Source organism: Klebsiella sp. 2-CIP_Kleb. (genome assembly GCF_050378715.1).
GTDB classification, from domain to species: Bacteria; Pseudomonadota; Gammaproteobacteria; order Enterobacterales; family Enterobacteriaceae; genus Klebsiella; species Klebsiella quasipneumoniae.
This window is the reverse complement of sequence record NZ_JBNRLG010000001.1, coordinates 1,017,424-1,043,163: the sequence shown is the minus strand read 5'-3', so window position 1 is coordinate 1,043,163 and position 25,740 is coordinate 1,017,424. Positions and strand designations below refer to the sequence as shown.

The following is a 25,740-nucleotide window of genomic DNA, read 5'->3' as shown; positions in this document are numbered from 1 at the left end:
AAAAAGACACAGGATCACGGCGATGAAAACACGAAAGATTGGACTGGCTAACTACCTGGCCTACGGCGCGGGCGATTTTCTCGGCGCCGGCACCACGGCGCTAACCGCCGCATGGCTGCTCTACTTTTACACCACCTTCTGCGGACTCTCCCCGATAGAAGCCACGCTTATATTCGCTTCCGCCCGCGTACTGGATGCGGTGGTGAGCCCGCTGATGGGCTTTCTCACCGATAACTTCGGCACCACCTGGCTCGGCAAGCGCTTCGGCCGCAGAAAATTCTTTATTCTGCTCGGCATCCCCTGCGTATTCAGCTACTCGGCGATGTGGGTCGGCGAGATGGGATTCTGGTACTACCTGGTCACCTATCTGCTGTTTGATATGGTCTACACCATGATTCTGGTGCCCTACGAGACGCTGGTGCCGGAGATGACCGATGACTTTAAACAGAAAACCAAATTCTCCGGCGCGCGCATCTCAATGGCGCAAATGTCGGCGATTTTAGCCTCCTTTCTGCCGGGGATCCTCCTTACCTGGCTCGGCAAAGACAATGCCAGCTCGTTCTTTTATGCCAGTCTGGTGTTCTCGGTCCTGTGCGCGGTGATGCTGACCTTCGTCTGGTGTTTCACCTGGGAGCGGCCGCGTGAGGCCTGGTCAGAGGCGGCGCTGCGGGCGGAAGCGGAAAAACAGAACCTCACTCTCGCCCAGAGCCTCAATCGCCTGGTGATTGAGCTGAGCTCTACGCTGCGGATAAAAATTTTCCGCCAGCACCTCGGCATGTATCTGGGGGGCTATATCGCCCAGGACGTCTTCAATGCCGTGTTTACCTACTACGTGGTCTTTGTTCTGATGCAGGAAGCTTCTGTCGCCTCGAATCTGCTGGGGACGATGGCGATTTTCCAGTTTATTGCCGTGATCGCCATGATCCCGCTGTGCATTCGCTTTGGCCCCGCGCCGTCGTACCGCATGGTGGTGGTCCTCTTTGGCCTGAGTTCGCTCTCCTATGCGCTGCTCTATTACGCCGGACTGAGCGACGTCTATTCATTATTGTTGCTCATCTCTGCTGTCGCCGGACTGGGACGCGGCGGGATTAACTACGTGCCGTGGAATACCTACACCTATATTGCCGACGTCGACGAAGCGATCACCGGCCAGCGCCGGGAGGGGATTTTTGCCGGCATCATGACCCTGACCCGCAAAGCCTCGCAGGCGGGGGCGGTGATGCTGGTGGGCATCATTATGCAACTGTCGGGGTTTGTCTCCGGGCAAAAAATACAGCCTGAAGGGGTCAGCCATACCATTCTGCTGATCCTCAGCGTCGGTACATTGGTGGTGTTAGCCTGCGGCTTCCTCGTTTCACTGCGCTTCAAACTCAATCTGCACACCCACAGCGTCCTGCGCAGCGAAACCCTCAGAATGCGCGAAAGCGGTCACGCCCGGCCGGAGCTGACCAGTGCGGAACACCGCGCGGTGGTCGAGATGCTGGCGGGGATGCCCTACGACTGCCTGTGGGGGAATAACAATATTGGCTATCTGAATCGTCATAAACCTGCTGCCCCGGCGCTCACCCAGGGCGGCGCTTTGAATTCGACATATACCCGAGGTTAACAACATGAAAGTTTGGCCGGTCAAACATAGCCCATTACTCTGTCAGCCTGAGCGTTTTATCGCCCGCAGCGAACTGCAGGCGCTGATCCGCAATGTGACGCAAAACCTGGTGAATATTAAGGATGAGAGCGGGCAATTTTTACTGCGCCTGGATGACGGGCGCGTTATTGATACCAAAGGCTGGGCCGGCTGGGAGTGGACCCACGGCGTCGGACTGTACGGCATCTATCAGTATTATCAGCAAACCGGCGATATCGAGATGCGCGATATCATCGACCGCTGGTTTGCCGACCGCTTCGCCGAGGGGGCCACGACCAAAAACGTCAACACCATGGCGCCGTTTCTGACCCTGGCTTATCGCTTTGAAGAGACCGGATGTAAGGCGTATCTGCCGTGGCTGGAGAGCTGGGCGGAGTGGGCGATGTATGAGATGCCGCGTACCGAGCAGGGCGGTATGCAGCACATCACCCTGGCGGAAGAGAACCACCAGCAAATGTGGGATGACACGCTGATGATGACCGTGTTGCCGTTAGCCAAAATAGGCAAGCTGCTTCACCGTCCGCATTATGTGGAGGAGGCGACCTATCAGTTCCTGCTTCATGTGCAAAACCTGATGGACCGGGAAACCGGACTGTGGTTTCACGGCTGGAGCTATGACGGTCGGCATAACTTTGCCCGGGCGCGCTGGGCACGGGGCAACAGCTGGCTAACCATGGTGATCCCGGATTTTCTTGAGTTAGTGGATCTTCCAGAAGGGAATGCGGTACGGCGCTATCTGACCGAGGTGCTGAACGCGCAAATTGCCGCTTTAGCGAAATGCCAGGATGACAGCGGCCTGTGGCATACCCTGCTGGACGACCCGCACTCTTATCCTGAGGCTTCGGCGACCGCCGGCTTTGCCTACGGCATACTTAAAGCGGTGCGCAAGCGATATGTCGGGCAGCACTATGCCGGGGTGGCAGAAAAAGCGATTCGCGGAATTGTGCAGAATATATCGCCGCAGGGGGAGCTGCTGCAGACTTCCTTTGGCACCGGAATGGGGTCAGACCTCGATTTCTATCGCCAGATCCCACTCACCTCGATGCCCTACGGCCAGGCGATGGCGATCCTCTGTCTGACCGAGTATCTGCGCAAGTATTTCTGAGCAAGAGAGCCCGCTGGCGCGGCGCCTGAAAAAATTAACCCGGCTTTCGCCGGGTTGGTTTTACATACGCTCGACGGTTTCGATACCGAGGGTATCAAGACCCAGCTTGAGGGTTTTCGCCGTCAGCAGCGCCAGCTTCAGGCGGCTGTTGCGGGTCGCTTCGCTCTCCGCGCTGAGGATCGGGCAGTGCTCGTAGAAACCGGAGAACAGGCCCGCCAGATCGTAGAGGTAGGCGCACATCACGTGCGGCGTCCCTTCGCGAGCGACCACGGAGAGGGTCTCTTCAAACTGCAGCAGGCGCGCGGCCAGCTGGGCTTCGCGATCTTCCGCAATTACCACCGGCGCGTCGGTGAGGGCGTTTTCATCAATGCCGGCTTTACGGAACACGGAGAGCACGCGGGTATAGGCATACTGCATATACGGCGCGGTGTTGCCTTCGAACGCCAGCATATTATCCCAGTCGAAAACGTAGTCGGTGGTGCGGTTTTTCGACAGGTCGGCATATTTCACCGCGCCGATACCCACCACTTTCGCCAGATTTTCCAGCTCATCAGCGGACATCTCCGGGTTCTTCTCGGCCACCAGGCGACGCGCGCGCTCCAGCGCTTCGTCCAGCAGATCCGCCAGCTTCACGGTGCCGCCGGCGCGGGTTTTAAACGGCTTGCCGTCTTTACCCAGCATCATGCCGAACATATGGTGCTCCAGCGGCACGGAGTCCGGCACATAGCCTGCCTTGCGCACGATGGTCCACGCCTGCATCAGGTGCTGGTGCTGACGGGAGTCGATGTAGTAGAGCACGCGGTCGGCGTGCAGCGTTTCATAGCGATACTTCGCACAGGCGATATCGGTGGTGGTATAGAGGTAGCCGCCATCCTTTTTCTGGATGATGACGCCCATCGGTTCGCCTTCCTTGTTTTTATACTCATCAAGGAACACCACGGTGGCGCCTTCGCTCTCAACGGCCAGCCCTTTGGCTTTCAGATCGGCGACGATCCCCGGCAGCATCGGGTTGTACAGGCTTTCGCCCATCACGTCATCGCGGGTCAGCGTCACATTCAGGCGATCGTAGGTGATCTGGTTCTGCGACATGGTGATGTCGACCAGCTTACGCCACATCTGCAGGAAGTACTCATCGCCGCCCTGCAGCTTAACCACGTAGCTGCGCGCGCGCTCGGCGAAGGCTTCGTCTTCGTCGTAGTGTTTTTTCGCTTCGCGATAGAAACCTTCGAGGTCGGCCAGGGCCATCTCACCGGCGTTTTCCTGCTGCTGTTTTTCCAGATACGCGATCAGCATGCCGAACTGGGTGCCCCAGTCGCCGACGTGGTTGGCGCGGATCACCTTATGGCCAAGAAACTCCAGGGTACGGACCGAGGCATCGCCAATGATGGTCGAACGCAGATGGCCGACGTGCATCTCTTTCGCCACGTTCGGCGCCGAGTAGTCGACGACGATGGTCTGTACCTGCGGCGTGGCGACGCCCAGGCGTTCGGACTGCAGCGCGCGGTTGACGTTGTCCGCCAGGAACGCGGGGTCAAGGAAAATATTGATAAAGCCCGGCCCGGCGATTTCAACCTTGCTGGCAATGCCGTTGAGGTCAAGATGAGACAGTACCTGCTCTGCAAGTTGTCGCGGCGCCATGCCCAGTTTTTTGGCGACAGCCATCACGCCGTTGGCCTGATAGTCACCGAACTGAACTTTTGCTGACTGGCGGACCTGAGGTTCGCAATCGGCAGGCGCGCCTGCCGCGATCAGGGCCTGGCTGACTTTTTCTGAGAGAAGAGCCTGAATATTCACCGGAATACCTTACGTGTAATGCGCCAGCCCCCGAGGGAGGCGGCGCCGGAATGTGGACAAATTAGGGCGGGAGTATACTGCATTTGTCCCCGTCCGTCAGCATCGCGCGCGGCCCGGCGGCGTGGGCAATCCATCGCCGGTCAGTCACGCATCGGCAGGGTGGTGGTTGGTCCGCGGCCGGAAACACGGTAGATTAGCCTTTTTATTATTGACGAACCTAATTGACGAGCAAACCCATGGCGAACTGGCAGCAGATTGAACAACTGGCCGATATTACGGCGGATCTCCCGCGATTTTCCGATGCGCTGCAGCGCTTCGCTGCGCGAGTGGGACTGGAGATCGGCGGACTCGACGCCGACCATATCTCCCTGCGCTGTCATCAGAACGCTACCGCGGAGCGCTGGCGCAGCGGTCTGGCGCAGTGCGGCACTCTGCTGTCGGAGAATATAATCAACGGCCGGCCTATCTGCCTGTTTAAACTGGCGGAGCCGGTCTGCGTGGCGCACTGGCGCTTCCATATCGTTGAGCTGCCGTGGCCGGGTGAAAAGCGCTATCCCCATGAAGGCTGGGAGCATATCGAAATTGTCCTGCCCGGCGATCCGGCTACCTTAAATGCCCGCGCACTGGCGCTGCTGGCCGATGACGGACTCAGCCAGCCGGGGATCGTTGTCAAAACCAGCTCGCCGAAAGGGGAACACGAGCGCCTGCCGAATCCCACCCTGGCGGTCACCGACGGCAGCGTGACGGTCAAATTTCATCCGTGGTCTATTGAACAAATCGTCGCCAGCGAGCAAGCCGATACGTAACAGTGTGAAGCTGCGCGGCGTCTGCCGCGTGAAATCATGACATGCTAAGAAAATTGTCTGGATCAGGGAGTGAGGAATGGCGGTACTGGAAGTTTGTTGTTACAGCATGGCGTGCGCCCGGGAAGCTGAGCGCAGCGGCGCCGATCGTATTGAACTCTGCGCCGCGCCGCAGGAAGGGGGATTAACACCCTCTTATGGGGTGCTGGTCTCGGTCCGCGAGGCGATTACTCTCCCGGTGCATCCGATTATCCGCCCGCGTGGCGGCGACTTCTGCTATACCGAAGAGGAGTTCGCCGCGATGCTTAGCGACATCCGCATGGTGCGGGAGCTCGGCTTTCCCGGGCTGGTGACCGGCGTACTGGATGTCGATGGTCAGGTCGATATCCCGCGGATGAAAAAAATAATGGCTGCGGCCGGGCCGCTGGCGGTGACCTTTCATCGCGCGTTCGATCTGTGCGCCGACCCGCGTCAGGCCTGGAAGACGCTGGGTGAGCTGGGGGTTAAACGTATCCTGACTTCCGGTCAGCAATCCTCGGCGGAGAAAGGTATTTCATTAATTACGGAACTTATTGCCGCAGGGGATACTCCAATCATTATGGCCGGTGCGGGAGTGCGCGCCGCGAACCTGCCGCTGTTTCTGCAGGCGGGGGTGAAAGAGGTTCATAGCTCTGCAGGCCAGTGGTTGCCATCGGAAATGCGCTTTCGTCATCCAGGCGTTTCGATGTCAGCCGATCCCGATGCGGACGAATACAGGCGCTACGCCGTGAATGGCGCAGCGGTGGCGGAGATGAAAAAGATAATTTCCGCTAACAGAAGTTAAACGGTTTTTGCTGCACATCATGTCGCCCAATATGATGATTGCCCGTACCAGGCCCCTGCCCATTAAACAGGGGCCTTTTTTTATCTCGCTTTTTTTGCCAGCGACTGCTGGGTTTCCGGTTTAGTGGCAATGATCACAGCCCGTAATGGCGCCGGATAGCCTTCCACGGTTTTGCGCTGATCCCGCGGGTCGAGGAAATCGGCCAGCGATTCGCTGGTCATCCATTCTGTGCGCCGCTGCTCCTCCGTCGAGGTGACGCAGGCGTCGACGATGCGCACATCGATAAATCCGCACTTCTCCAGCCACATTTTCAGGGCCGCCGCCGAGGGGATAAAATAGACGTTGCGCATCTGCGCATAACGGTCGCCCGGAACCAGCACCGTATTTTCATCCCCTTCGACCACCAGCGTCTCCAGCACCAGCTCACCTCCCGGCGCCAGCTGATCTTTCAGCTGCCACAGATGATCCAGCGGCGAGCGGCGGTGGTAGAGCACGCCCATCGAGAACACGGTGTCGAAGGCCTCCAGCGCCGGCAACTGCTCGATGCCCAGCGGCAGGAGATGCGCCCGCTGGTCGTTGCCGAGGAGCTTACGTACCGCTTCAAACTGACACAGGAACAGCTGGGTGGGATCGATGCCGACCGCCAGATGCGCGCCGGCGCCGATCATCCGCCACATGTGATAGCCGCTGCCGCAGCCCACGTCGAGGATGGTTCGTCCGCTAAGATCGGACAGGTGCGGCAGGACGCGCTCCCATTTCCAGTCGGAGCGCCATTCGGTATCGATGTTGATGCCGTACAGCGAATAAGGCCCTTTGCGCCATGGCATCAGGTTTTTCAGCAGATTTTCTATCCGCAGCCGATGGCCTTCGCTGAGCGGCGTTTCGCTTTCGGCGGTGACGCTGTGCAGGAGGTCCAGACGCCAGGGCGTTAATTCCGGAAGAAACTCAACGGCGCGCTCCCATTCGCGAAACTTGCCGTGCAGGGCCTCGCGCTGCCAGGCGGCTACCTGGGCAGGCAGCGTCTCCAGCCAGTGAGACAGCGGGCTTTTGGCGATCAGCTGATAGAAGTTACTGAAGTCGATCATGCCTGCTCCCCGGATTTTACTGCCACCAGCGAGCCAAAGTTAAAGCACTGGAACCACAGTTCGGCATGTTCGAACCCAGCCTGACGCAGGCGTTTTTTATGGGTTTCCACAGAGTCGGTCAGCATTACATTTTCCAGCATGCTGCGTTTTTGACTGATCTCCAGCTCGCTGTAGCCGTTCGCGCGCTTAAAGTCATGATGCATATTGAACAGCAGCTCGCCGACGTGGGCGTCTTCGAAGCTAAATTTCTCCGAGAGCACCAGCGCGCCGCCGGGATTCAGCCCCTGATAGACTTTATTGAGGATCGCCTGGCGATCGCCCGGCTCAAGGAACTGAATGGTAAAGTTCAGGATCACCAGCGAGGCGTTTTCAATGGTCACATCGCGGATATCTCCTTCAATCACCTCGACCGGCGTCGGTGCTTTATAGGCGTCAATATGGCGACGGCAGCGCTCCACCATCGCCGGGGAGTTATCGATGGCGATAATGCGGCAGCCCGGGTGGCTAATATTGCGGCGCACGGAAAGAGTGGCGGCGCCCAGCGAACAGCCAAGATCGTAAACCTGGGTGTGGGGCTGAACGAAGCGCTCAGCCAGCATGCCGATCATCGAGATGATATTGGAGTAGCCAGGCACAGAACGCTGGATCATATCGGGGAAGACTTCAGCAACCCGTTCATCAAAGGTCCAGTCGCCGAGGCTGGCAATCGGCGCGGAAAAAAGCGTATCGCGGTGAGACATAACGTTAAACCCGAAAAAACGAAAACGGCGTATTGTGCGCTAACGGAGGGAGAAAACCAACTCCCAGGGCATATACCAGAGATTGGCCAGCACCATCAGCAACAACGCGCACCAGGTGGCGCTCATGCCGGAGCGGCGCCAGTGGTAGACACGGTGATGAAAACCCCAGGAGTGCATCAGTCGTCCGAGGATCAATAAAATGCCGCAAACGTGCACCATCCAGGTCTGGGCGCCGTTCATCTCCATAAATAACAGCAAAATGAGGCCAATCGGCACATATTCAACGGCATTGCCGTGAACGCGGATGGCGACCTGCAGCTCGCTGAAGCCGCCGTCGCCATAGCCTACATGGTATTGGGTGCGCAAACGCACCACGTCAAATGAGAACTTCACTAACAATAACGCACCTAAAACGGCATACAGCGCGCTGACCATACGAAAACTCCCTTTAACTCTGGCAGATGGCTCCGGATATGATAGCAGGATATCAGAAAAGAGAAGATTGCTGCGGAATCGACGGCGCATTTCCTAGCGCCGGCAGAGCAGCGCGCAGATCGCCCCACAGGGTATCCACCAGCGCCGGCGCGTAGGCAATGTCGGGGGTATGGAGGAACAGCCACGGCGTCCCCGACTGATGCCATTTCGGCAGCGTCTGCAGCCAGACGCGAAACAGTTCCCGATTATGGACCATATCGTCGCCGCCAATAAAGCGCACCATTGGCTGCCGGGCGGTCATCACTGCATGCACCGGCACCTTCGGTTTCTTTTGTTGCGCGTCGATCATCGCCGGACTGGTGGCCGCGGCGCTGTGGACCGGGCGGCTGTCGAGGATCACGCGGTTGACGTTGCGCTGGTGCAGCCCGCGGTTGAGCTGCTGTTCCGCTTCCCCTTTGGCGAAGAACTCGGGGTGACGAACTTCGACGCCGTAGGTGAAATCCTTCGGCAGCCCATCGAGAAAGTGCCATAGCGCGGGGAGATCGCGAGGACCAAAGGTCGCCGGCAGCTGCAGCCAGTACTGGCCGATGCGCGAGGCCAGCGGCGCCAGGCGGGTGAAGAATTCACTACTTAAATCGTCGCAATGGCGCAGGGCGGCCTGGTGCGAGATAGTCGCCGGGAATTTAAAGCAGAAGCGGAAGTCATCGTGGGTCTGCTCGTACCAGCGGGCGACAATCTCCGGCTTGGGCAGCGCATACAGGGTGGTGTTGCCCTCGACGCAATTGAAGTGGCGGGCGTACTCTTCAAGGCTGGTGATGCCAAGGCGCACCCATTTCGGGTGCGACCACTGGGGAAGCCCAATATAAATCATAACGCGGCGAGGATCTCCTCGGTGCTGCGCACGCGGCCGATGCGCGGGAAAATATGCGTCATGCTGCCCTGATGCTGTTCGGCGGAGGCGGCGCTGCAGGCATCTTCGGCGATGACCAGGTTAAAGCCCAGCTCCCAGGCGTTGCGGGCGGTGGATTCGACACCGATGTTGGTGGAGATGCCGCAGAGAATAATGGTGTCGATACCGCGGCGGCGCAGCTGAAGCTCAAGGTCGGTGCCATAGAACGCGCCCCACTGGCGTTTGGTCACTTCGATATCGCGCTCTTGTTTACCCAGCGCGGCCGGATAGGCCCACCAGTTCTCAGGCAGCGTATGCGCCCCGGCCTGAGCGTCGACAGGCTGTTTCAGCGCTTCGGCGAAATCGGCCGACCAGCCGACGCGGACCATGATCACCGGCGAACCCTGTTGCCGGCATTTGTCTGCCAGGCGAGCGGCGCGCGCCACCACCTCGTCAGCCCGATGTGGGCCGCCGGCGAAAGGCAGAATGCCTTCCTGCAGATCGATCACCACCAGCGCCGTGTTTTTCGCATTGAGTTCTAACATGGTATCCCCGTATCTTCATCTGTTGTCAGGCGGCTACAATACCTTTGCGGCTTCAGCAAAAGGGTAACAAATTTTGTTAATTTATGTGAGTGTGGACGTTAAGCGCGCAGCAAAGCAGCGTACATCGTGCGTCGGACTTATCGAACGACAGAATTTCCAGTATAATAGCCGCCTTTTTTCATTCAGTTGTGACATCAGCTAAAGCTGCGACCTCGTCGCCTGCAGGGCAGACGACAATCCGCCGACGGCTAAGTTAAGGGATATCTCATGCGTACAGAATATTGCGGACAGCTTCGACAGTCCCACGTTGGGCAGCAGGTGACTCTGTGTGGTTGGGTCAACCGCCGTCGCGATCTCGGTAGCCTCATTTTTATCGATATGCGCGACCGCGAAGGCATCGTTCAGGTGTTTTTCGATCCGGATCGTGCGGATGCGTTGAAGTTAGCCTCTGAACTGCGTAATGAGTTCTGCATTCAGGTCACTGGCACCGTTCGCGCGCGTGAAGAGAAAAACATCAACGCGGACATGGCCACCGGCGCTATCGAAGTGCTGGCTTCCGATCTGACGATCATTAACCGCTCAGAATCGCTGCCGCTGGACTCCAATCACGTCAACACCGAAGAAGCGCGTCTGAAATACCGCTACCTCGACCTGCGTCGTCCGGAAATGGCGCAGCGTCTGAAGACCCGCGCGAAAATCACCAGCTTTGTGCGCCGCTTTATGGATGACCATGGCTTCCTCGACATCGAAACCCCGATGCTGACCAAAGCTACCCCGGAAGGCGCCCGCGATTACCTCGTGCCTTCCCGCGTGCATAAAGGCAAATTCTACGCGCTGCCGCAGTCGCCGCAGCTGTTTAAACAGCTGCTGATGATGTCCGGCTTCGACCGCTACTATCAGATCGTCAAATGCTTCCGCGATGAAGACCTGCGTGCCGACCGTCAGCCTGAATTTACCCAGATCGACGTGGAAACCTCCTTTATGACCGCGCCGCAGGTGCGTGAGATCATGGAAGCGATGGTGCGTCAGCTGTGGCTGGAGATTAAAGGCGTCGACCTGGGCGATTTCCCGATCATGACCTTCGCCGAAGCCGAACGTCGCTACGGTTCCGATAAACCGGATCTGCGTAACCCGATGGAGCTGGTGGACGTCGCCGACCTGCTGAAATCGGTGGAGTTCGCGGTCTTTGCCGGCCCGGCCAACGATCCGAAAGGGCGCGTGGCGGCGCTGCGCGTTCCGGGCGGGGCTTCTCTGACCCGCAAGCTGATTGACGAATACGGCAACTTTGTGAAGATCTACGGCGCGAAGGGGCTGGCCTATATTAAAGTGACCGAGCGTGCCAAAGGCATGGACGGGATCAACAGCCCGGTGGCCAAATTCCTCACCGCTGAAATCGTGGAAGCGATCCTTGACCGCACCGGTGCGCAGGACGGAGACATGATCTTCTTCGGCGCCGATAATAAGAAAGTGGTGGCCGACGCGCTGGGCGCGCTGCGTCTGAAGCTGGGTAAAGACCTGAGCCTGACTGACGAGAGCAAATGGGCGCCGCTGTGGGTGATCGACTTCCCGATGTTCGAAGACGACGGCGAAGGCGGCCTGACGGCGATGCACCATCCGTTCACCTCGCCGAAAGATATGACGGCGGACGAGCTGAAAGCCGCGCCGGAAGAGGCCGTGGCCAACGCCTACGATATGGTGATTAACGGTTATGAAGTCGGCGGCGGTTCGGTGCGTATCCACCGCGGCGACATGCAGCAGACGGTATTTGGTATTCTGGGCATTAACGAGCAAGAGCAGCGTGAGAAATTCGGCTTCCTGCTCGATGCGCTGAAATACGGTACCCCGCCGCATGCGGGCCTGGCGTTCGGTCTTGACCGTCTGACCATGCTGCTGACCGGTACCGATAACATCCGCGACGTTATCGCTTTCCCGAAAACCACCGCGGCCGCCTGCCTGATGACCGAAGCGCCAAGCTTCGCCAATCCGGCGGCGCTCGGTGAACTGGGTATTCAGGTTGTGGAGAAAGAGGCAAAAGCGTCTCTGGAGAACAAGTAATATGTCATTTAAGCTGCCCGTTTCGGTGCTGGTGGTGATTTACGCCGAAGATACGAAACGGGTGCTGATGTTGCAGCGGCGCGACGATCCCGCGTTCTGGCAGTCGGTCACCGGCAGCCTGGAAGCAGGAGAGACCGCGCTGCAGGCTGCCGCGCGTGAAGTAAAGGAAGAGGTCGCCATTGACGTTGCCTGCGAGCAACTGACCTTAATCGACTGTCAGCGCACGGTGGAGTTTGAGATCTTTTCTCATTTGCGTCATCGCTATGCGCCGGGAGTGGAGCGAAATACGGAATTCTGGTTCTGTCTTGCGCTGCCTCATGAGCGGGAAATTACCTTTACCGAACATCTGGCCTACCGCTGGGTCAGCGCGACGGAAGCCGCTGCGCTGACCAAGTCGTGGAGCAACCGGCAGGCGATTGAAGAATTTGTAATTAACGCCGCCTGAAAGGGCGCGCTTTTTGGAGAGTTTTTTATGGCAGGTCATAGTAAATGGGCCAACACCAAACACCGCAAAGCGGCACAGGATGCCAAGCGCGGTAAAATCTTTACGAAAATCATTCGCGAACTGGTTACCGCAGCGCGTCTGGGCGGCGGCGATCCGGCGTCCAACCCGCGTCTGCGTGCGGCGGTGGATAAAGCGCTGTCTAACAACATGACCCGCGACACTCTGAACCGCGCCATCGCGCGCGGCGTCGGCGGCGATGAAGACGCGAACATGGAAACCATCATTTACGAAGGCTATGGCCCTGGCGGCACCGCGGTGATGGTGGAATGTCTGTCCGACAACCGTAACCGTACCGTTGCGGAAGTGCGTCACGCCTTCACTAAAACCGGTGGTAATCTCGGCACCGACGGTTCTGTCTCCTACCTGTTCAGCAAAAAAGGCGTCATCTCCTTCGAGAAAGGCGATGAAGACACTATCATGGAAGCGGCGCTGGAAGCTGGCGCTGAAGACGTGGTGACCTATGACGACGGCGCGATCGACGTCTACACCGCATGGGAAGAGATGGGCGCCGTGCGCGACGCGCTGGAAGCTGCTGGCCTGAAAGCCGACGCTGCTGAAGTCTCGATGATCCCGTCCACCAAAGCGGATATGGATGCTGAGACGGCGCCGAAGCTGCTGCGTCTGATCGATATGCTCGAAGACTGCGACGACGTGCAGGAAGTGTACCATAACGGCGAGATCTCCGACGAGGTCGCAGCCACCCTGTGATGCAGCCGCATCCACGGTTCACCGGAGGCGCGTGATGGCTATTATTCTCGGCATTGACCCGGGGTCGCGCGTTACCGGTTATGGCGTAATCCGTCAGGTCGGCCGGCAGCTGAGCTACCTTGGCAGCGGCTGTATCCGCACCAAAGTGGACGATCTGCCGTCGCGCCTGAAGCTGATCTACGCCGGGGTGACGGAGATCATCACCCAGTTCCAGCCCGACTTTTTCGCCATTGAGCAGGTCTTTATGGCCAAGAATGCCGACTCGGCGTTAAAGCTCGGGCAGGCGCGCGGGGTGGCGATCGTGGCGGCAACCAATCAGTCGCTACCGGTGTTTGAATACGCCGCCCGCCAGGTTAAGCAGACGGTTGTCGGCATTGGCAGCGCTGAAAAGAGTCAGGTCCAGCATATGGTGCGCACTTTGCTCAAGCTGCCTGCCAATCCGCAGGCGGATGCGGCGGATGCGCTGGCGATCGCCATCACCCATTGCCATGTCAGCCAGAATGCCGCTCAGATCAGCGAGACCCGGCTCAATCTGGCGCGAGGGCGCTTACGATAATCGCAAATCAGGCTGGATATCTATCCAGCCTTTTTTTATGATACCGCCAGATACTTAGACCATAACGCAGGAGCCCCACGTGATAGGCAGACTCAGAGGCATCATTCTCGAAAAACAACCCCCGCTGGTGTTGCTGGAAACGGCGGGCGTCGGCTATGAAGTGCACATGCCAATGACCTGCTTTTATGAGCTGCCGGAGGCCGGGCAGGAGGCGATTGTCTTCACCCACTTTGTGGTGCGTGAAGATGCCCAGCTGCTGTATGGGTTTAACAATAAACAGGAGCGTACCCTGTTTAAAGAGTTGATTAAAACCAACGGCGTAGGGCCAAAGCTGGCGCTGGCGATCCTCTCCGGCATGTCGGCGCAGCAGTTCGTCAACGCCGTTGAGCGGGAAGAGGTCGCCTCGCTGGTGAAGCTGCCGGGGATTGGTAAAAAAACCGCTGAACGCCTGATCGTCGAGATGAAAGACCGCTTCAAAGGGCTTCACGGCGATCTGTTCACCCCGGCGGCCGATCTGGTGCTAACCTCGCCGGCAGGCCCGACGGCGGACGATGCCGAGCAGGAAGCGGTTGCCGCGCTGGTCGCGCTGGGCTATAAACCGCAGGAGGCCAGCCGGATGGTCAGCAAGATCGCGCGTCCGGACGCCAACAGTGAAACGCTAATCCGCGAAGCGCTGCGCGCCGCGTTGTGAGGTAAGGGATGATTGAAGCAGACCGGCTGGTATCGGCAGACAGCAGCGGCTTCGAAGAGGCCGCTGACCGCGCCATCCGCCCAAAATTGCTGGCAGAGTATGTCGGCCAGCCGCAGGTGCGTTCGCAGATGGAGATCTTTATCCAGGCGGCGAAGCTGCGCGGCGACGCCCTCGATCACCTGCTGATTTTTGGCCCGCCAGGGTTGGGGAAAACCACCCTGGCCAATATCGTCGCCAATGAAATGGGGGTGAATCTGCGTACCACCTCCGGCCCGGTGCTGGAGAAAGCGGGCGATCTCGCCGCGATGCTCACCAACCTCGAACCGCACGATGTGCTGTTTATCGATGAGATCCATCGCCTCTCGCCGGTGGTGGAAGAGGTGCTCTATCCGGCAATGGAAGACTACCAGCTGGATATCATGATTGGCGAAGGTCCGGCGGCGCGCTCGATTAAAATCGACCTGCCGCCGTTTACCCTGATTGGCGCCACCACCCGGGCCGGTTCGTTGACCTCGCCGCTGCGCGACCGCTTTGGCATCGTGCAGCGTCTGGAGTTCTATCAGATCCCCGATCTGCAGCATATTGTCAGCCGCAGCGCCCGCCATATGGGGCTGGAGATGAGCGACGAGGGCGCGCTGGAAGTGGCCCGCCGTTCACGCGGCACGCCGCGTATTGCCAACCGTCTGCTGCGCCGGGTGCGTGACTTCGCGGAAGTGCGCCACGACGGCACCATCTCCGCCGACATTGCCGCCCAGGCGCTGGATATGCTCAACGTCGATGCGGAAGGGTTCGACTATATGGACCGCAAGCTGCTGCTGGCGGTGATAGATAAGTTCTTCGGCGGGCCGGTGGGGCTGGATAACCTCGCCGCCGCGATTGGCGAAGAGCGGGAAACCATTGAAGATGTGCTGGAGCCCTACTTAATTCAGCAGGGTTTTCTACAGCGTACGCCGCGGGGAAGAATGGCGACGGTGCGTGCCTGGAACCATTTCGGGATTACGCCGCCGGAAATGCCGTAGCGCGTTGTGGTTGAGCCGTTCATGGTGAAGCCCGGTCAGCAGCGCGACCGGGCTTTTTCACTTTTAGCTGGCGGCTTTTTTCGTCATGCTGAGAATAAACAGCACCGCAGCGCTCAGCACCACCGACGGCCCGGCCGGCGTGTCGTAGAAAGCCGAGAAGGTTAACCCGCCGGTGACGGCCAGCATGCCCACGCCCACCGCCACGGCGGCCATCTGCTCCGGCGTGCGGGCAAAACGGCGGGCGGTAGCGGCCGGGATAATCAGCAGAGAAGTGATGATCAGCGCCCCGACGAACTTCATCGCCACGCCGATAGTCAGGGCGGTGACCAGCATCAACAGCAACTTGACCCGCTGCAGCTTCACGCCATCGACAAACGCCAGGTCCGGACTGATGGTCATCGCCAGCAGATTCCGCCACTGCCAGAGCAGAATGCCAATCACAATCACCACGCCAATAGCAATGGCGATCAGATCCTGCGGCGTGACCGCCAGCAGATCGCCGAACAGGTACGCCATCAAATCGACGCGGACGTTAGACATCAGACTGACCACCACCAGCCCAAGGGACAGCGCGCTGTGCGCCATGATGCCCAGCAGGGTATCAATCGCCAGATGCGGCCGTTTTTCCAGCCATACCAGCCCGCCGGCCAGCAGCAGGGTCACGGCGATCACCGCATAAAACGGATTGACGTTAAGCAGTAAACCGAAAGCGACGCCGAGTAGCGACGCATGCGCCAGCGTATCGCCGAAATAGGACATGCGGCGCCAGACCACAAAGGAGCCCAGCGGGCCGGCGGCGCAGGCCAGCATCATCCCGGCCAGCCAGCCAGGTAAGAGAAGTTCAATCATTAGCGGCTGTTTCCCCGACGCAATACAATTCGCCCCTGAAGATCGTGGCGGTGATTATGGTGATGGCGGTAGATCCCCAGCTGTTCCGCGCCGCGCGGGCCGAACATGGAGATAAACTCCGGATGCATCGAGACGACTTCCGGTGCGCCAGAGCAGCAGATATGCTGGTTCAGGCACAATACCTCGTCGGTTTTGGCCATCACCAGATGCAGGTCGTGGGAGACCATCAGCACCGCGCAGTCCAGCTCATGGCGCAGCTGGTCGATAAGATCGTAGAGCGCCACCTGGCCATTGACGTCGACGCCCTGGGTCGGTTCATCCAGCACCAGCAGCTGCGGACGATTGAGCAGGGCGCGGGCCAGCAGCACGCGCTGGGTTTCGCCGCCGGAAAGTTTTTGCATCGGCGCGTCGATCAGATGCCCGGCCTGCACGCGCTTCAGCGCCGGCAGAATGTCGTCTTTGCGGGTACCCGGACGTAAACGCAGGAAGCGGCTGACGGTCAGCGGCAGCGTGGCGTCCAGATGCAGTTTCTGCGGTACATAGCCGATCCGCAGGCGTTCTTCGCGCTTGATAACACCCTCTGTCGGTGCTACCAGCCCGAGAACCACCCGCACGAGCGTCGATTTACCGGCGCCGTTGGGCCCCAGCAGGGTTAATATTTTGCCTGGCGTGAGAGCCAGCGAGATGTCAGACAGCACGCGGCGTTGGCCAAAGGCCACCGAGACATTTTCCAGCGTTACAAGGTTTGTCATAATCATTTAGGGGTTGCACAAGCTAGTGAATGTTATAATATCACATCACACTCACTCGTTTCGATGACTAGACGCATTATGTTACATAAAAATACGCTTCTTTGCGCTGGACTTGGCGCTGTTTTTTTGTTCGCACAGGTACCGCAGGCCAGCGCCGCCGTGGTGACTTCCATGAAACCGCTGGGCTTTATCGCAGCAGCCATCGCCGATGGGGTCACCGACACCCAGGTGCTCCTGCCCGATGGTGCCTCTGAGCATGATTATTCCCTGCGTCCTTCCGATGTAAAACGCTTACAGAACGCAGACTTAGTGGTGTGGATCGGTCCGGAAATGGAAGCCTTTATGGATAAGTCGACGCAAAGCATTACGGCGAAGAAAAAGGTGACCATCGCAGAGCTGGATGGGGTCAAAGCGCTGCTGATCGCCGGCGCTGACGATGATGACGATCATCATGGTCATGACCATGGCGCAGCGGAAAAAAGTGACGGCGATCACCATCACGGTATCTACAATATGCATCTGTGGTTATCCCCAGAGATAGCACGGCTTTCGGCGGTTGCAATCCACGATAAATTATTGGAACTTATGCCGCAGAGTCGAGCCAAACTCGACAGCAACCTGCAGCAGTTCGAGGCCGCGCTGGCGGCGACCGACAAGCAGGTTAGCAATGAGCTGGCACCGCTGAAAGGAAAGGGCTATTTCGTTTTTCATGACGCCTACGGTTACTTTGAAAAACACTACGGTTTAACCTCGCTGGGGCATTTTACCGTCAACCCTGAAATACAGCCTGGTGCGCAGCGTTTACACGAAATCAGAACACAACTGGTTGAGCAGAAAGCCACTTGCGTTTTTGCTGAGCCACAGTTCAGGCCAGCGGTTATCGAAGCTGTTGCCCGGGGCACGTCTGTGCGCATGGGGACCCTGGATCCACTGGGTAGCGGAATTAAGCTGGGTAAAGCGAGTTACCCGCAATTCCTCACCCAACTGGCGAATCAGTATTCGAGCTGCCTGAAAGGAGATTAACGAGGAAGTGAATACGTGCAACAGATAGCCCGCGCTGTCACTCAGGCATTTAACAATCTGCCACGACCTCATCGCGTTATGCTGGGGTCGCTTAGCGTTCTTACCTTAGCGGTCGCCGTCTGGCGACCCTACATTTACCACCCGGAATCCGCCCCCATCGTCAGAACCATTGAGCTGGAAAAAAGCGAGATCCGCTCCCTGCTGCCGGAAGCCTCCGAGCCGATCGATCAGGCCCCGCAGGAAGAAGAAGCCATTCCTCAGGATGAACTCGACGAAAAAGCCGATAGCGATGCCGGCGGGCACGAATACGTGGTGTCGACCGGCGATACCCTCAGCAGCATCCTGAATCAGTACGGTATCGATATGGGTGATATCGCCCAGCTCTCCTCCGCCGATAAAGAGCTGCGTAATCTGAAGATTGGCCAGCAGCTCTCCTGGACCCTGACCGCCGACGGCGATCTGCAGAGTCTGACCTGGGAGATGTCCCGCCGCGAAACCCGCACCTACACCCGCGTGGATAACGGCTTTAAAATGAGCAGCGAGCTGCAGAAAGGCGACTGGGTCAACAGCGTGCTGAAGGGCACCGTCGGCGCCAGCTTTGTCTCAAGCGCGCGCGATGCCGGGCTGACCAGCACGGAAATCAGCGCGGTGATCAAGGCCATGCAGTGGCAGATGGATTTCCGTAAGCTGAAGAAAGGCGATGAGTTCTCGGTATTGATGTCCCGCGAAATGCTTGACGGCAAACGCGAGCAAAGCCAGCTGCTCGGCGTGCGTCTGCGCTCCGACGGTAAGGACTACTTTGCCATCCGTGCCGAAGACGGTAAATTCTACGACCGCAACGGGACAGGGCTGGCGAAAGGCTTTATGCGCTTCCCGACAGCGCGTCAGTTCCGCGTCTCCTCTAATTTTAACCCGCGTCGTCTGAATCCGGTCACCGGGCGCGTCGCGCCGCACCGTGGCGTCGATTTTGCGATGCCGCAGGGAACGCCGGTGCTGGCAGTGGGCGATGGCGAAGTGGTGGTGGCCAAGCGCAGCGGCGCCGCCGGGTATTACGTGGCGATCCGCCACGGCCGTACCTATACCACTCGCTACATGCACCTGCGTAAACTGCTGGTGAAGCCGGGGCAGAAAGTGAAGCGCGGCGATCGTATTGCGCTATCGGGGAATACCGGACGCTCTACCGGGCCGCACCTGCACTACGAAGTGTGGATCAACCAGCAGGCGGTCAACCCGCTGACGGCGAAACTGCCGCGTACCGAAGGGCTGAGCGGTTCCGACCGTACCGATTATCTGGCGCAGGTCAAAGAGGTCGTTCCGCAGCTGCGGTTTGACTAACCACCGGTCAGTGGAAAGCCGGTGCCCCAGGGCGCCGGCTTTTTCTTTTGTAGGATACCCAACGTCTCGCTACACTATCCCATTATCTTGATTAAGCAGTCGATCTGCGGATTGGGCATGGAAACGAAAAAAAATAATATTGAGTTTATCCCTAAGTTTGAAAAATCTTTTTTACTGCCGCGCTACTGGGGCGCCTGGCTGGGTGTTTTTGCCTTCGCCGGTATTGCGCTGACGCCGCCATCCTTCCGCGATCCGCTCCTCGGCAAACTCGGTCGTCTGGTCGGGCGTCTGGCGAAAAGCTCGCGCCGCCGGGCGCAGATTAATTTGCTGTATTGCTTCCCGGAAAAAAGCGAGCACGAGCGGGAAGCGATCATCGACGCCATGTACGCCTCGGCGCCGCAGGCGATGGTGATGATGGCCGAGCTGGGCCTGCGCGATCCGCAGAAAATTCACGCCCGCGTCGACTGGCAGGGTAAAGCGATCATCGACGAGCTGCAGCGCAATAACGAGAAGGTGATTTTCCTCGTCCCGCATGCATGGGGTGTGGATATCCCGGCGATGCTGATGGCCTCCGGCGGGCAGAAGATGGCGGCGATGTTCCACAACCAGGGCAACCCGGTCTTCGATTACGTGTGGAATACCGTGCGTCGTCGTTTTGGCGGACGGATGCATGCGCGCAACGACGGGATCAAACCGTTTATTCAGTCGGTGCGCCAGGGCTACTGGGGCTACTATTTGCCCGATCAGGATCACGGCGCCGAGCACAGCGAGTTTGTGGATTTCTTCGCTACTTATAAGGCCACCCTGCCGGCGATTGGCCGCTTAATGAAGGTATGCCGCGCCCGCGTCGTTCCGCTGTTCCCGGTCTACGATGGCAAGACGCATCGCCTGACGGTGCTGGTGCGCCCGCCGATGGACGATCTGCTGGACGCTGACGATACAACAATCGCCCGGCGGATGAACGAAGAGGTGGAGGTGTTTGTTACGCCGCACACCGAGCAGTACACCTGGATCCTGAAGCTGCTGAAGACGCGCAAGCCGGGTGAAATCGAGCCCTACAAACGCAAAGAGCTGTACCCTAAGAAGTAGACTGCAAGCGCGCCAGTGGGCATTCCAGGCTCACTGGCTATATTGCGTCAGCAACATCACGCTCTCGGCCACAAGCCGGTAGCGATACTCCGGGCGGCCGGTGATGCCGTAGTGATTGCTGGTGAAGAGCACGTTGATCTGCTCCAGCCAGATCAGGTATTTGCGGCACGATACTCGGGAGATCTGCAGCGCCGCCGCCAGCTCATTGGTTGAAAAATCCCGCGCCTGATGCGCGATTATCCACCGGCACACCAGGCGAAGCGTTTGCGGCGTCAGCCCTTTCGGCAAGCGGCGGGGACCGTCCTGTTGCAGAACCCCGCGGCGTAGCAGGGTGTCGATATCCGCCTGGGCGTAGCAGGATTTCGCTTGCTTCGCATCGCGTTTATTGCGCCAGGTCCGCAGCGCCTCCTCAAAGCGCGACAACTGAAACGGTTTAATCAGGTAATCAACCACGCCATAGCGCAGTGCCGTCTGGACGGTGAGCGCATCGGCAGCGGACGTCATCATGATGACGTCAATATTCCGCCCATCAGCGCGAAGCGCTGGCAGCAGGTCCAGGCCACTCTCCTGGTGCATATAGACATCCAGCAGCAGCAGATCGACCTGCGCCAGATGGCTTAGCATCGCTTTGGCGTCGGCGATCGTCGCCGCTACTCCACAGCAGTGAAAATCAGCTACCCGGCTGATAAATAACTGGTTCAGTTCGGCCACCATGGGATCATCATCGACAATCAGCACATTGAACATGAGTGGTTCCCCCGAGTGGCGGGAAGCCTGCCGGCTTCCCGCGAGATGAGCGATCACAATGACGAACGTTTATACGCGGTGTAGCGCGCTCGCCAGAAGGTTTTATCGATATTCGCCGCCAGTTGCACCTCGTCAATCTGCGGCGCTACGCCGTCCTGCTGAGCCGCGCGGGCGACATCAGCGGCAATGGCCCGGGAAATCATTTCGATCTCTTCTACCGGCGGCAGCAACCCGCCGGTTTCGCGGGTCGCCAGAGGCGAGTGGGCGGCCAGCGTTTTACTGCAGGTGATAAGCATTGCTTCGGTGACGCGCTCGGCTTTACTGGCAAGGATCCCCAGCCCCAGACCGGGGAAAATATAGGCGTTATTGCACTGGGCGATGTCGTAGGTTTTGCCGTCATAGAAGACGGGGTCGAACGGGCTGCCGGTGGCGATAAGCGCGCTACCCCGAGTCCACTCCAGCAGATCCTTCGGCTGGGCCTCGGCCCGGGAAGTGGGGTTAGAGAGCGGCATAATAATCGGACGCGGGCAGTGCCGATGCATCTCTTTCACTATCTCTTCGCTAAACAGCCCCGGCTGGCCTGACACGCCGATCAGAACGGTAGGGTGGACGTTGCGTACGACATCCATCAGCGACAGCTGGGCCGCCTCGGTATCCCAGTGGGCGATACTGGCTCGGGGGGTGACCAGCTCGCGCTGAAAATCGAGCAGATTAGGCATCTGATCAGTCAGCAGACCAAAGCGGTCAACCATAAAGATGCGGCGGCGTGCTTCCGTCTCTGAGAGCCCATCATCCACCATCAGCGCAATGATTTTTTCCGCAATGCCGCATCCGGCCGAACCGCCGCCAAGGAAAACCACCCGCTGATCGTGGAGCGGCGTTCCGGCGGCGGCAGCGGCGGCGATCAGCGTCCCCGATGTCACGGCGGCGGTTCCCTGAATATCATCGTTAAAACAGCACAGCTGGTGTCGATAGCGGTTGAGCAGTCGCGTGGCATTTTTTTGGGCAAAATCTTCAAACTGGAGCAAGACATTCGGCCAGCGCTGTTGAACGGCATGGACAAACATGTCCATAAACTCCAGGTATTGCTCGTCGCTGATGCGCGGATGTCGCCAGCCCATATACAGCGGATCTTCCAGATGCTGCGGATTGTTGGTACCGACATCTAACATAATGGGCAGCGTTGATGCCGGATGAATACCCCCGCAGGCGGTATATAACGAGAGTTTGCCGATGGGGATCCCCATCCCGCCAATCCCCTGGTCGCCCAGCCCCAGAATACGCTCGCCATCGGTCACCACGATGACTTTGATATCGTTGCGGGAAAATCCCTGCAGCATCTCGTCAATATGGTGACGATTGGGCCAGGAGATGAACAGGCCGCGTCCTCGGCGATATATTTCTGAAAAATGTTCGCATGCTTCACCCACCGTCGGGGTATAAATAATCGGCAGCGTCTCTTTCATATGGCTGCGCAGCAGGTTATAGAATAACGTCTCGTTGGTGTCCTGAATATTTCTGAGATAAATATGGCGCGAAATACTTTTTTTGAACTGGCAAAACTGGCCCCATGCGCGCTCGGTTTGTTCTTCAATGGTTTCCACATTGTGCGGTAACAGTCCCTGAAGATTAAACGCTGTGCGTTCGCTTTCCGTAAACGCGAGGCCTTTATTTAATAACGGGTTTTCCAGCAGGACGGCACCATTATAGGGGGTGTATAAGGTTTCTGTGGCTAACATGACATGACTCCTGAATATCAAATTAAAACATTGCCTGATGTCTAGGTATTTTATTTCCGTGATTACGAAATGAGATAACTCATGACGCCTTCGGTGACCACGCCGATGGCGGTGCCCAGCAAAATAGAAGATGAGGCGGGTTCAATATAGGTATCGCTGCGCAGGGCAAACATCCCTGCCGCGATAGCGGAAGGCGTCGCGCCGATGATAATAACCTGTTGCATCAGGGTATGACTGAGCCCAAAGGCCAGCCCGGCCAGCGCCATCATGGCCGGCTGGATCAGGTTTTTAATACTGATGTTGGTGCAGGTTTGAATATTGACCGTCGGACGTTCACCGTAAAACAGCAGCCCAAGGGCGAAGAGTGACAGACCGCCGGCGATTTTACCCACCATTTCAACGGGTACGCTGAGCAGATGCGGCAGCTGGATCCCGGCCAGGCTGAGCAGTACGCCGGAAATGGGGATCCAGACAATGGGGTTTCTCACGGCTTTCAGCAGGTTTTGCAGGATCAACTGCCCGGCGTGGAGCTGGGGAGCCCCAGCGTCTCCGGGCTGGTCTCCCATGCGGATCAGGATGATGGTCAGAGGGATCATCAACACGCTGGTCACCAGGTTTCCGATAAGCACCCCGAGAAAGCCCTCCGGACCTATCAGCACCGCCAGCACGGGAGCGCCGAAGTAGGCCATATCGGGGAAGGCGCAAACCAGCGACTGAATCGCGCTAGTTTTAATATCATGACGAAAAACATAGCGCGAGATCAGTAGCGTAAGAAAATACGACCCCATCAGACCGATAACCAGCACCGCCATAAAGGTGAAGTTTTTTATTTTATCCGGGCTGGTATGTAATGCGCCGATAAAAAGATGAAAAGGAAGCGCAAAGCGGATAACTACCGTGGCGAGAACGGAGGCGTCCTCACGGCGAGTATAGCCGAGTTTGCCGCTAAGCCATCCGAGCAGCATGATAAATACCAACGGGAAAAGAGATTGCAAGAGCAGTGAAGGCATAAAAGGTCCTGACATATATTATCGGTTTGTTGTGCTGCCAATCTAACGATCCCCTAACATTTAAAAGGTGATAGCCATCACAGTCATCTGGATTTAAATAATTTCGCCTTGGCTACTTTACTTACAAATAGGGAAAAGAGGATTAAATCATAGGGTTGCATTAACAGGATTTATTATTTTAGCGGACGATAACTTTAGCTTCGTGATAATAAATTAAATTACTTAAAATAAACTTTATGGCTCAGTCACAAAGCCGACAGCGTTAATACAGTTGTCGTTTTTAGTTTTAAAGTCCTGTGTTACCGTTTCGGTGTATTTAGTTGATACGGCGTTTAGCGCTTTTGAATTCATAGTGCTGCGCAATTTTAATATTGCATCCTGACCCTACGTGACCTCTTTATTATTCAGGTAAAAATATGAAAAATAATTCACTCAACCAACCGATAGATAAAACATTGCCGAACGGGCAAGCGACTCGACTTTTCACCAATATCGAAGTCGGCGCTGTGCCGTTAACGCTGTTTATCGGTATCGCCGCGATAGTGGCGCTCTCCGCGGGCGCGGGGTTGTTGCCAAAAAACATGATTGGCGGACTGGCGGTCATCATGACCCTGGGGTTCGCGCTGGCGAAAATTGGCCGCATGGTGCCGGTGTTAAAAGATATTGGCGGTCCGGCGATTTTGTGTTTGATGATGCCCTCAGTGCTGGTCTACTTTGGCGTGTTTGAAGCGCATACGCTCGATACCGTGCATTTGCTGATGAAGGAGGCCAATCTCCTCTATTTCGTCATCGCCTGCCTGGTGGTCGGCAGTATCCTGGGAATGAACCGCACGATTCTGATCCAGGGGATGGTGCGCATGTTTGTCCCGCTGGTGGTTGGGTCCGGCGCGGCAATCGCCACCGGCCTGCTGGTGGGCAGCTTATTCGGCTACAGTCTGTATCACACCTTCTTCTTTATCATTGTGCCGATTATCGGCGGCGGCATTGGCGAAGGGATCCTGCCGTTGTCGCTGGCTTATTCGGCGATCCTCGGGCAGACGCCTGATGTCTACGTGGCCCAGCTGGCGCCGGCGGCGGTGGTGGGTAACATCTTCGCCATTATCTGCGCCGGCTTTCTGGCCCGCATGGGCGCCCGTCGCCCGGCGCTGTCCGGCAACGGGCTACTGATCCGCAGCCATGAAGATAACAGCGTCTTTGCGCAGAATCAGAGTACGCAGCCGACCGATTTTCAGCTCATGGGCGCCGGGTTGCTGATGATTTGTGCCTTTTTTATTGTCGGCGGCCTGCTGGAGAAGGTGGTGCATATTCCGGGGCCGGTGCTGATGATTCTGGCGGCGGTATTCTGCAAATATACCAAAGTTATCCCGGCGGCGATGGAGCTGGGGGCGCACAGCTGCTACAAGTTCGTCTCCGCCGCGCTGGTGTGGCCGCTGATGATCGGCCTGGGCATGCTGTATGTACCGCTGGAGAGCGTGGTATCGGTCTTCTCCGTTGGCTACGTCGTGGTGTGCGGCTCAATTGTCATTGCCATGGCGCTGAGCGGGTTCTTTATCGCTTCACGTCTAAATATGTATCCTGTGGAAGCCGCCATTGTCACCAGCTGCCACAGCGGGTTAGGCGGAACGGGGGATGTGGCCATTCTCTCGGCCTCAAACCGCATGGGATTGATGCCGTTTGCACAGATTGCGACGCGTATCGGCGGGGCGTCGACGGTGATCGCCGCGACGCTATTACTGAGCTGGATGGTGTAGCCTGCCGGAGGGCAAAAAAACCTGCCAGCCGTATCGCTGGCAGGTAG

Annotated in this window: 25 protein-coding genes; 14 read left to right on the top strand and 11 right to left on the bottom strand. The window is 57.9% G+C overall.

The window, feature by feature from the left end:
* Positions 1-22 precede the first annotated feature (22 nt).
* Positions 23-1,606 carry an MFS transporter gene (locus tag ACQUTP_RS05185; RefSeq protein ID WP_017900226.1) on the top strand — a complete coding sequence of 528 codons (1,584 nt, stop codon included), beginning with the start codon at positions 23-25 and terminating at the stop codon, positions 1,604-1,606.
* Positions 1,607-1,610: 4 nt separating this feature from the next.
* Complete coding sequence (locus tag ACQUTP_RS05180; protein ID WP_004203430.1) at positions 1,611-2,750, top strand: glycoside hydrolase family 88/105 protein; 1,140 nt, start codon at positions 1,611-1,613, stop codon at positions 2,748-2,750.
* Between the two features lie 60 nt (positions 2,751-2,810).
* Here the strand turns inward: ACQUTP_RS05180 and argS are convergent, their stop codons facing one another.
* Positions 2,811-4,544 carry an arginine--tRNA ligase gene (gene argS, locus ACQUTP_RS05175; RefSeq protein WP_004203428.1) on the bottom strand — a complete coding sequence of 578 codons (1,734 nt, stop codon included), beginning with the start codon at positions 4,542-4,544 and terminating at the stop codon, positions 2,811-2,813.
* Between the two features lie 236 nt (positions 4,545-4,780).
* On the opposite strand from argS, the gene ACQUTP_RS05170 reads away from it, so the two are divergent.
* Positions 4,781-5,350 carry a VOC family protein gene (locus ACQUTP_RS05170; RefSeq protein ID WP_017900224.1) on the top strand — a complete coding sequence of 190 codons (570 nt, stop codon included), beginning with the start codon at positions 4,781-4,783 and terminating at the stop codon, positions 5,348-5,350.
* Between the two features lie 76 nt (positions 5,351-5,426).
* Entirely contained in the window at positions 5,427-6,170 is a 744-nt protein-coding gene (cutC, locus tag ACQUTP_RS05165; protein ID WP_080935541.1) for a copper homeostasis protein CutC, read from the top strand.
* Positions 6,171-6,250: 80 nt separating this feature from the next.
* Here the strand turns inward: cutC and cmoB are convergent, their stop codons facing one another.
* The 5 genes from cmoB to ACQUTP_RS05140 are packed head-to-tail and all read right to left on the bottom strand — an operon-like array spanning position 6,251 to position 9,864.
* Positions 6,251-7,255 carry a tRNA 5-methoxyuridine(34)/uridine 5-oxyacetic acid(34) synthase CmoB gene (gene cmoB / locus ACQUTP_RS05160; protein WP_017900222.1) on the bottom strand — a complete coding sequence of 335 codons (1,005 nt, stop codon included), beginning with the start codon at positions 7,253-7,255 and terminating at the stop codon, positions 6,251-6,253.
* Positions 7,252-7,995 carry a carboxy-S-adenosyl-L-methionine synthase CmoA gene (gene cmoA, locus ACQUTP_RS05155; protein WP_057216066.1) on the bottom strand — a complete coding sequence of 248 codons (744 nt, stop codon included), beginning with the start codon at positions 7,993-7,995 and terminating at the stop codon, positions 7,252-7,254. The genes cmoB and cmoA overlap by 4 nt, the downstream gene beginning before the upstream one ends.
* A gap of 39 nt (positions 7,996-8,034) precedes the next feature.
* A complete protein-coding gene (locus ACQUTP_RS05150; protein WP_004203421.1) occupies positions 8,035-8,430 on the bottom strand; it encodes an MAPEG family protein in 396 nt (131 codons plus the stop codon).
* A gap of 52 nt (positions 8,431-8,482) precedes the next feature.
* Complete coding sequence (locus ACQUTP_RS05145; RefSeq protein ID WP_205426200.1) at positions 8,483-9,301, bottom strand: DUF72 domain-containing protein; 819 nt, start codon at positions 9,299-9,301, stop codon at positions 8,483-8,485.
* Positions 9,298-9,864: a hydrolase gene (locus ACQUTP_RS05140; protein ID WP_017900220.1), complete on the bottom strand. Its 567-nt coding sequence runs from the start codon at positions 9,862-9,864 to the stop codon at positions 9,298-9,300. The genes ACQUTP_RS05145 and ACQUTP_RS05140 overlap by 4 nt, the downstream gene beginning before the upstream one ends.
* A gap of 267 nt (positions 9,865-10,131) precedes the next feature.
* On the opposite strand from ACQUTP_RS05140, the gene aspS reads away from it, so the two are divergent.
* From aspS to ruvB, 6 genes are all read left to right on the top strand, one after another.
* Positions 10,132-11,919, top strand: a complete 1,788-nt coding sequence (aspS, locus tag ACQUTP_RS05135; RefSeq protein WP_004203416.1) for an aspartate--tRNA ligase — start codon at positions 10,132-10,134, stop codon at positions 11,917-11,919.
* A 1-nt stretch (position 11,920) separates the two neighbouring features.
* A complete protein-coding gene (gene nudB, locus ACQUTP_RS05130) occupies positions 11,921-12,364 on the top strand; it encodes a dihydroneopterin triphosphate diphosphatase (RefSeq protein WP_002911477.1) in 444 nt (147 codons plus the stop codon).
* 27 nt (positions 12,365-12,391) lie between these two features.
* Positions 12,392-13,132 (top strand): YebC/PmpR family DNA-binding transcriptional regulator, encoded by a 741-nt coding sequence (locus ACQUTP_RS05125; protein WP_002911459.1) that lies wholly within the window; start codon positions 12,392-12,394, stop codon positions 13,130-13,132.
* Between the two features lie 34 nt (positions 13,133-13,166).
* Positions 13,167-13,688, top strand: coding sequence for a crossover junction endodeoxyribonuclease RuvC (gene ruvC / locus ACQUTP_RS05120; protein WP_004203412.1), 522 nt, complete (start codon positions 13,167-13,169; stop codon positions 13,686-13,688).
* Positions 13,689-13,767: 79 nt separating this feature from the next.
* On the top strand, positions 13,768-14,379 hold the full coding sequence (gene ruvA / locus ACQUTP_RS05115; RefSeq protein WP_002911454.1) for a Holliday junction branch migration protein RuvA: 612 nt from the start codon (positions 13,768-13,770) through the stop codon (positions 14,377-14,379).
* 8 nt (positions 14,380-14,387) lie between these two features.
* Complete coding sequence (ruvB, locus tag ACQUTP_RS05110) at positions 14,388-15,398, top strand: Holliday junction branch migration DNA helicase RuvB (RefSeq protein WP_004148860.1); 1,011 nt, start codon at positions 14,388-14,390, stop codon at positions 15,396-15,398.
* 63 nt (positions 15,399-15,461) lie between these two features.
* On the opposite strand, the gene znuB is transcribed toward ruvB, so the two are convergent.
* Both znuB and znuC read right to left on the bottom strand, forming a co-directional pair.
* Positions 15,462-16,247, bottom strand: coding sequence for a zinc ABC transporter permease subunit ZnuB (gene znuB / locus ACQUTP_RS05105; RefSeq protein WP_004203408.1), 786 nt, complete (start codon positions 16,245-16,247; stop codon positions 15,462-15,464).
* Positions 16,247-16,966 carry a zinc ABC transporter ATP-binding protein ZnuC gene (znuC, locus tag ACQUTP_RS05100; RefSeq protein ID WP_228958578.1) on the bottom strand — a complete coding sequence of 240 codons (720 nt, stop codon included), beginning with the start codon at positions 16,964-16,966 and terminating at the stop codon, positions 16,247-16,249. Before znuC ends, znuB begins: the two co-directional genes overlap by 1 nt.
* A gap of 111 nt (positions 16,967-17,077) precedes the next feature.
* On the opposite strand from znuC, the gene znuA reads away from it, so the two are divergent.
* The 3 genes from znuA to lpxM all read left to right on the top strand — a co-directional run bounded on the left by znuA (position 17,078) and on the right by lpxM (position 20,446).
* A complete protein-coding gene (gene znuA, locus ACQUTP_RS05095; protein WP_285755003.1) occupies positions 17,078-18,022 on the top strand; it encodes a zinc ABC transporter substrate-binding protein ZnuA in 945 nt (314 codons plus the stop codon).
* A gap of 15 nt (positions 18,023-18,037) precedes the next feature.
* The gene (gene mepM / locus ACQUTP_RS05090) at positions 18,038-19,357 is read left to right on the top strand and encodes a murein DD-endopeptidase MepM (RefSeq protein ID WP_004203403.1); all 1,320 of its coding nucleotides are present in this window, start codon (positions 18,038-18,040) and stop codon (positions 19,355-19,357) included.
* A 117-nt stretch (positions 19,358-19,474) separates the two neighbouring features.
* Entirely contained in the window at positions 19,475-20,446 is a 972-nt protein-coding gene (lpxM, locus tag ACQUTP_RS05085; RefSeq protein WP_285755002.1) for a lauroyl-Kdo(2)-lipid IV(A) myristoyltransferase, read from the top strand.
* 30 nt (positions 20,447-20,476) lie between these two features.
* Here the strand turns inward: lpxM and dcuR are convergent, their stop codons facing one another.
* The 3 genes from dcuR to ACQUTP_RS05070 form a co-directional block, all read right to left on the bottom strand.
* Positions 20,477-21,193: a two-component system response regulator DcuR gene (dcuR, locus tag ACQUTP_RS05080; RefSeq protein WP_017900216.1), complete on the bottom strand. Its 717-nt coding sequence runs from the start codon at positions 21,191-21,193 to the stop codon at positions 20,477-20,479.
* Between the two features lie 53 nt (positions 21,194-21,246).
* Complete coding sequence (locus ACQUTP_RS05075) at positions 21,247-22,932, bottom strand: NAD-dependent malic enzyme (RefSeq protein ID WP_065877421.1); 1,686 nt, start codon at positions 22,930-22,932, stop codon at positions 21,247-21,249.
* A 62-nt stretch (positions 22,933-22,994) separates the two neighbouring features.
* Positions 22,995-23,942 carry an AEC family transporter gene (locus ACQUTP_RS05070; RefSeq protein WP_285755000.1) on the bottom strand — a complete coding sequence of 316 codons (948 nt, stop codon included), beginning with the start codon at positions 23,940-23,942 and terminating at the stop codon, positions 22,995-22,997.
* 416 nt (positions 23,943-24,358) lie between these two features.
* On the opposite strand from ACQUTP_RS05070, the gene ACQUTP_RS05065 reads away from it, so the two are divergent.
* Positions 24,359-25,693, top strand: a complete 1,335-nt coding sequence (locus tag ACQUTP_RS05065) for a 2-hydroxycarboxylate transporter family protein (RefSeq protein ID WP_285754998.1) — start codon at positions 24,359-24,361, stop codon at positions 25,691-25,693.
* Positions 25,694-25,740: the final 47 nt, after the last annotated feature.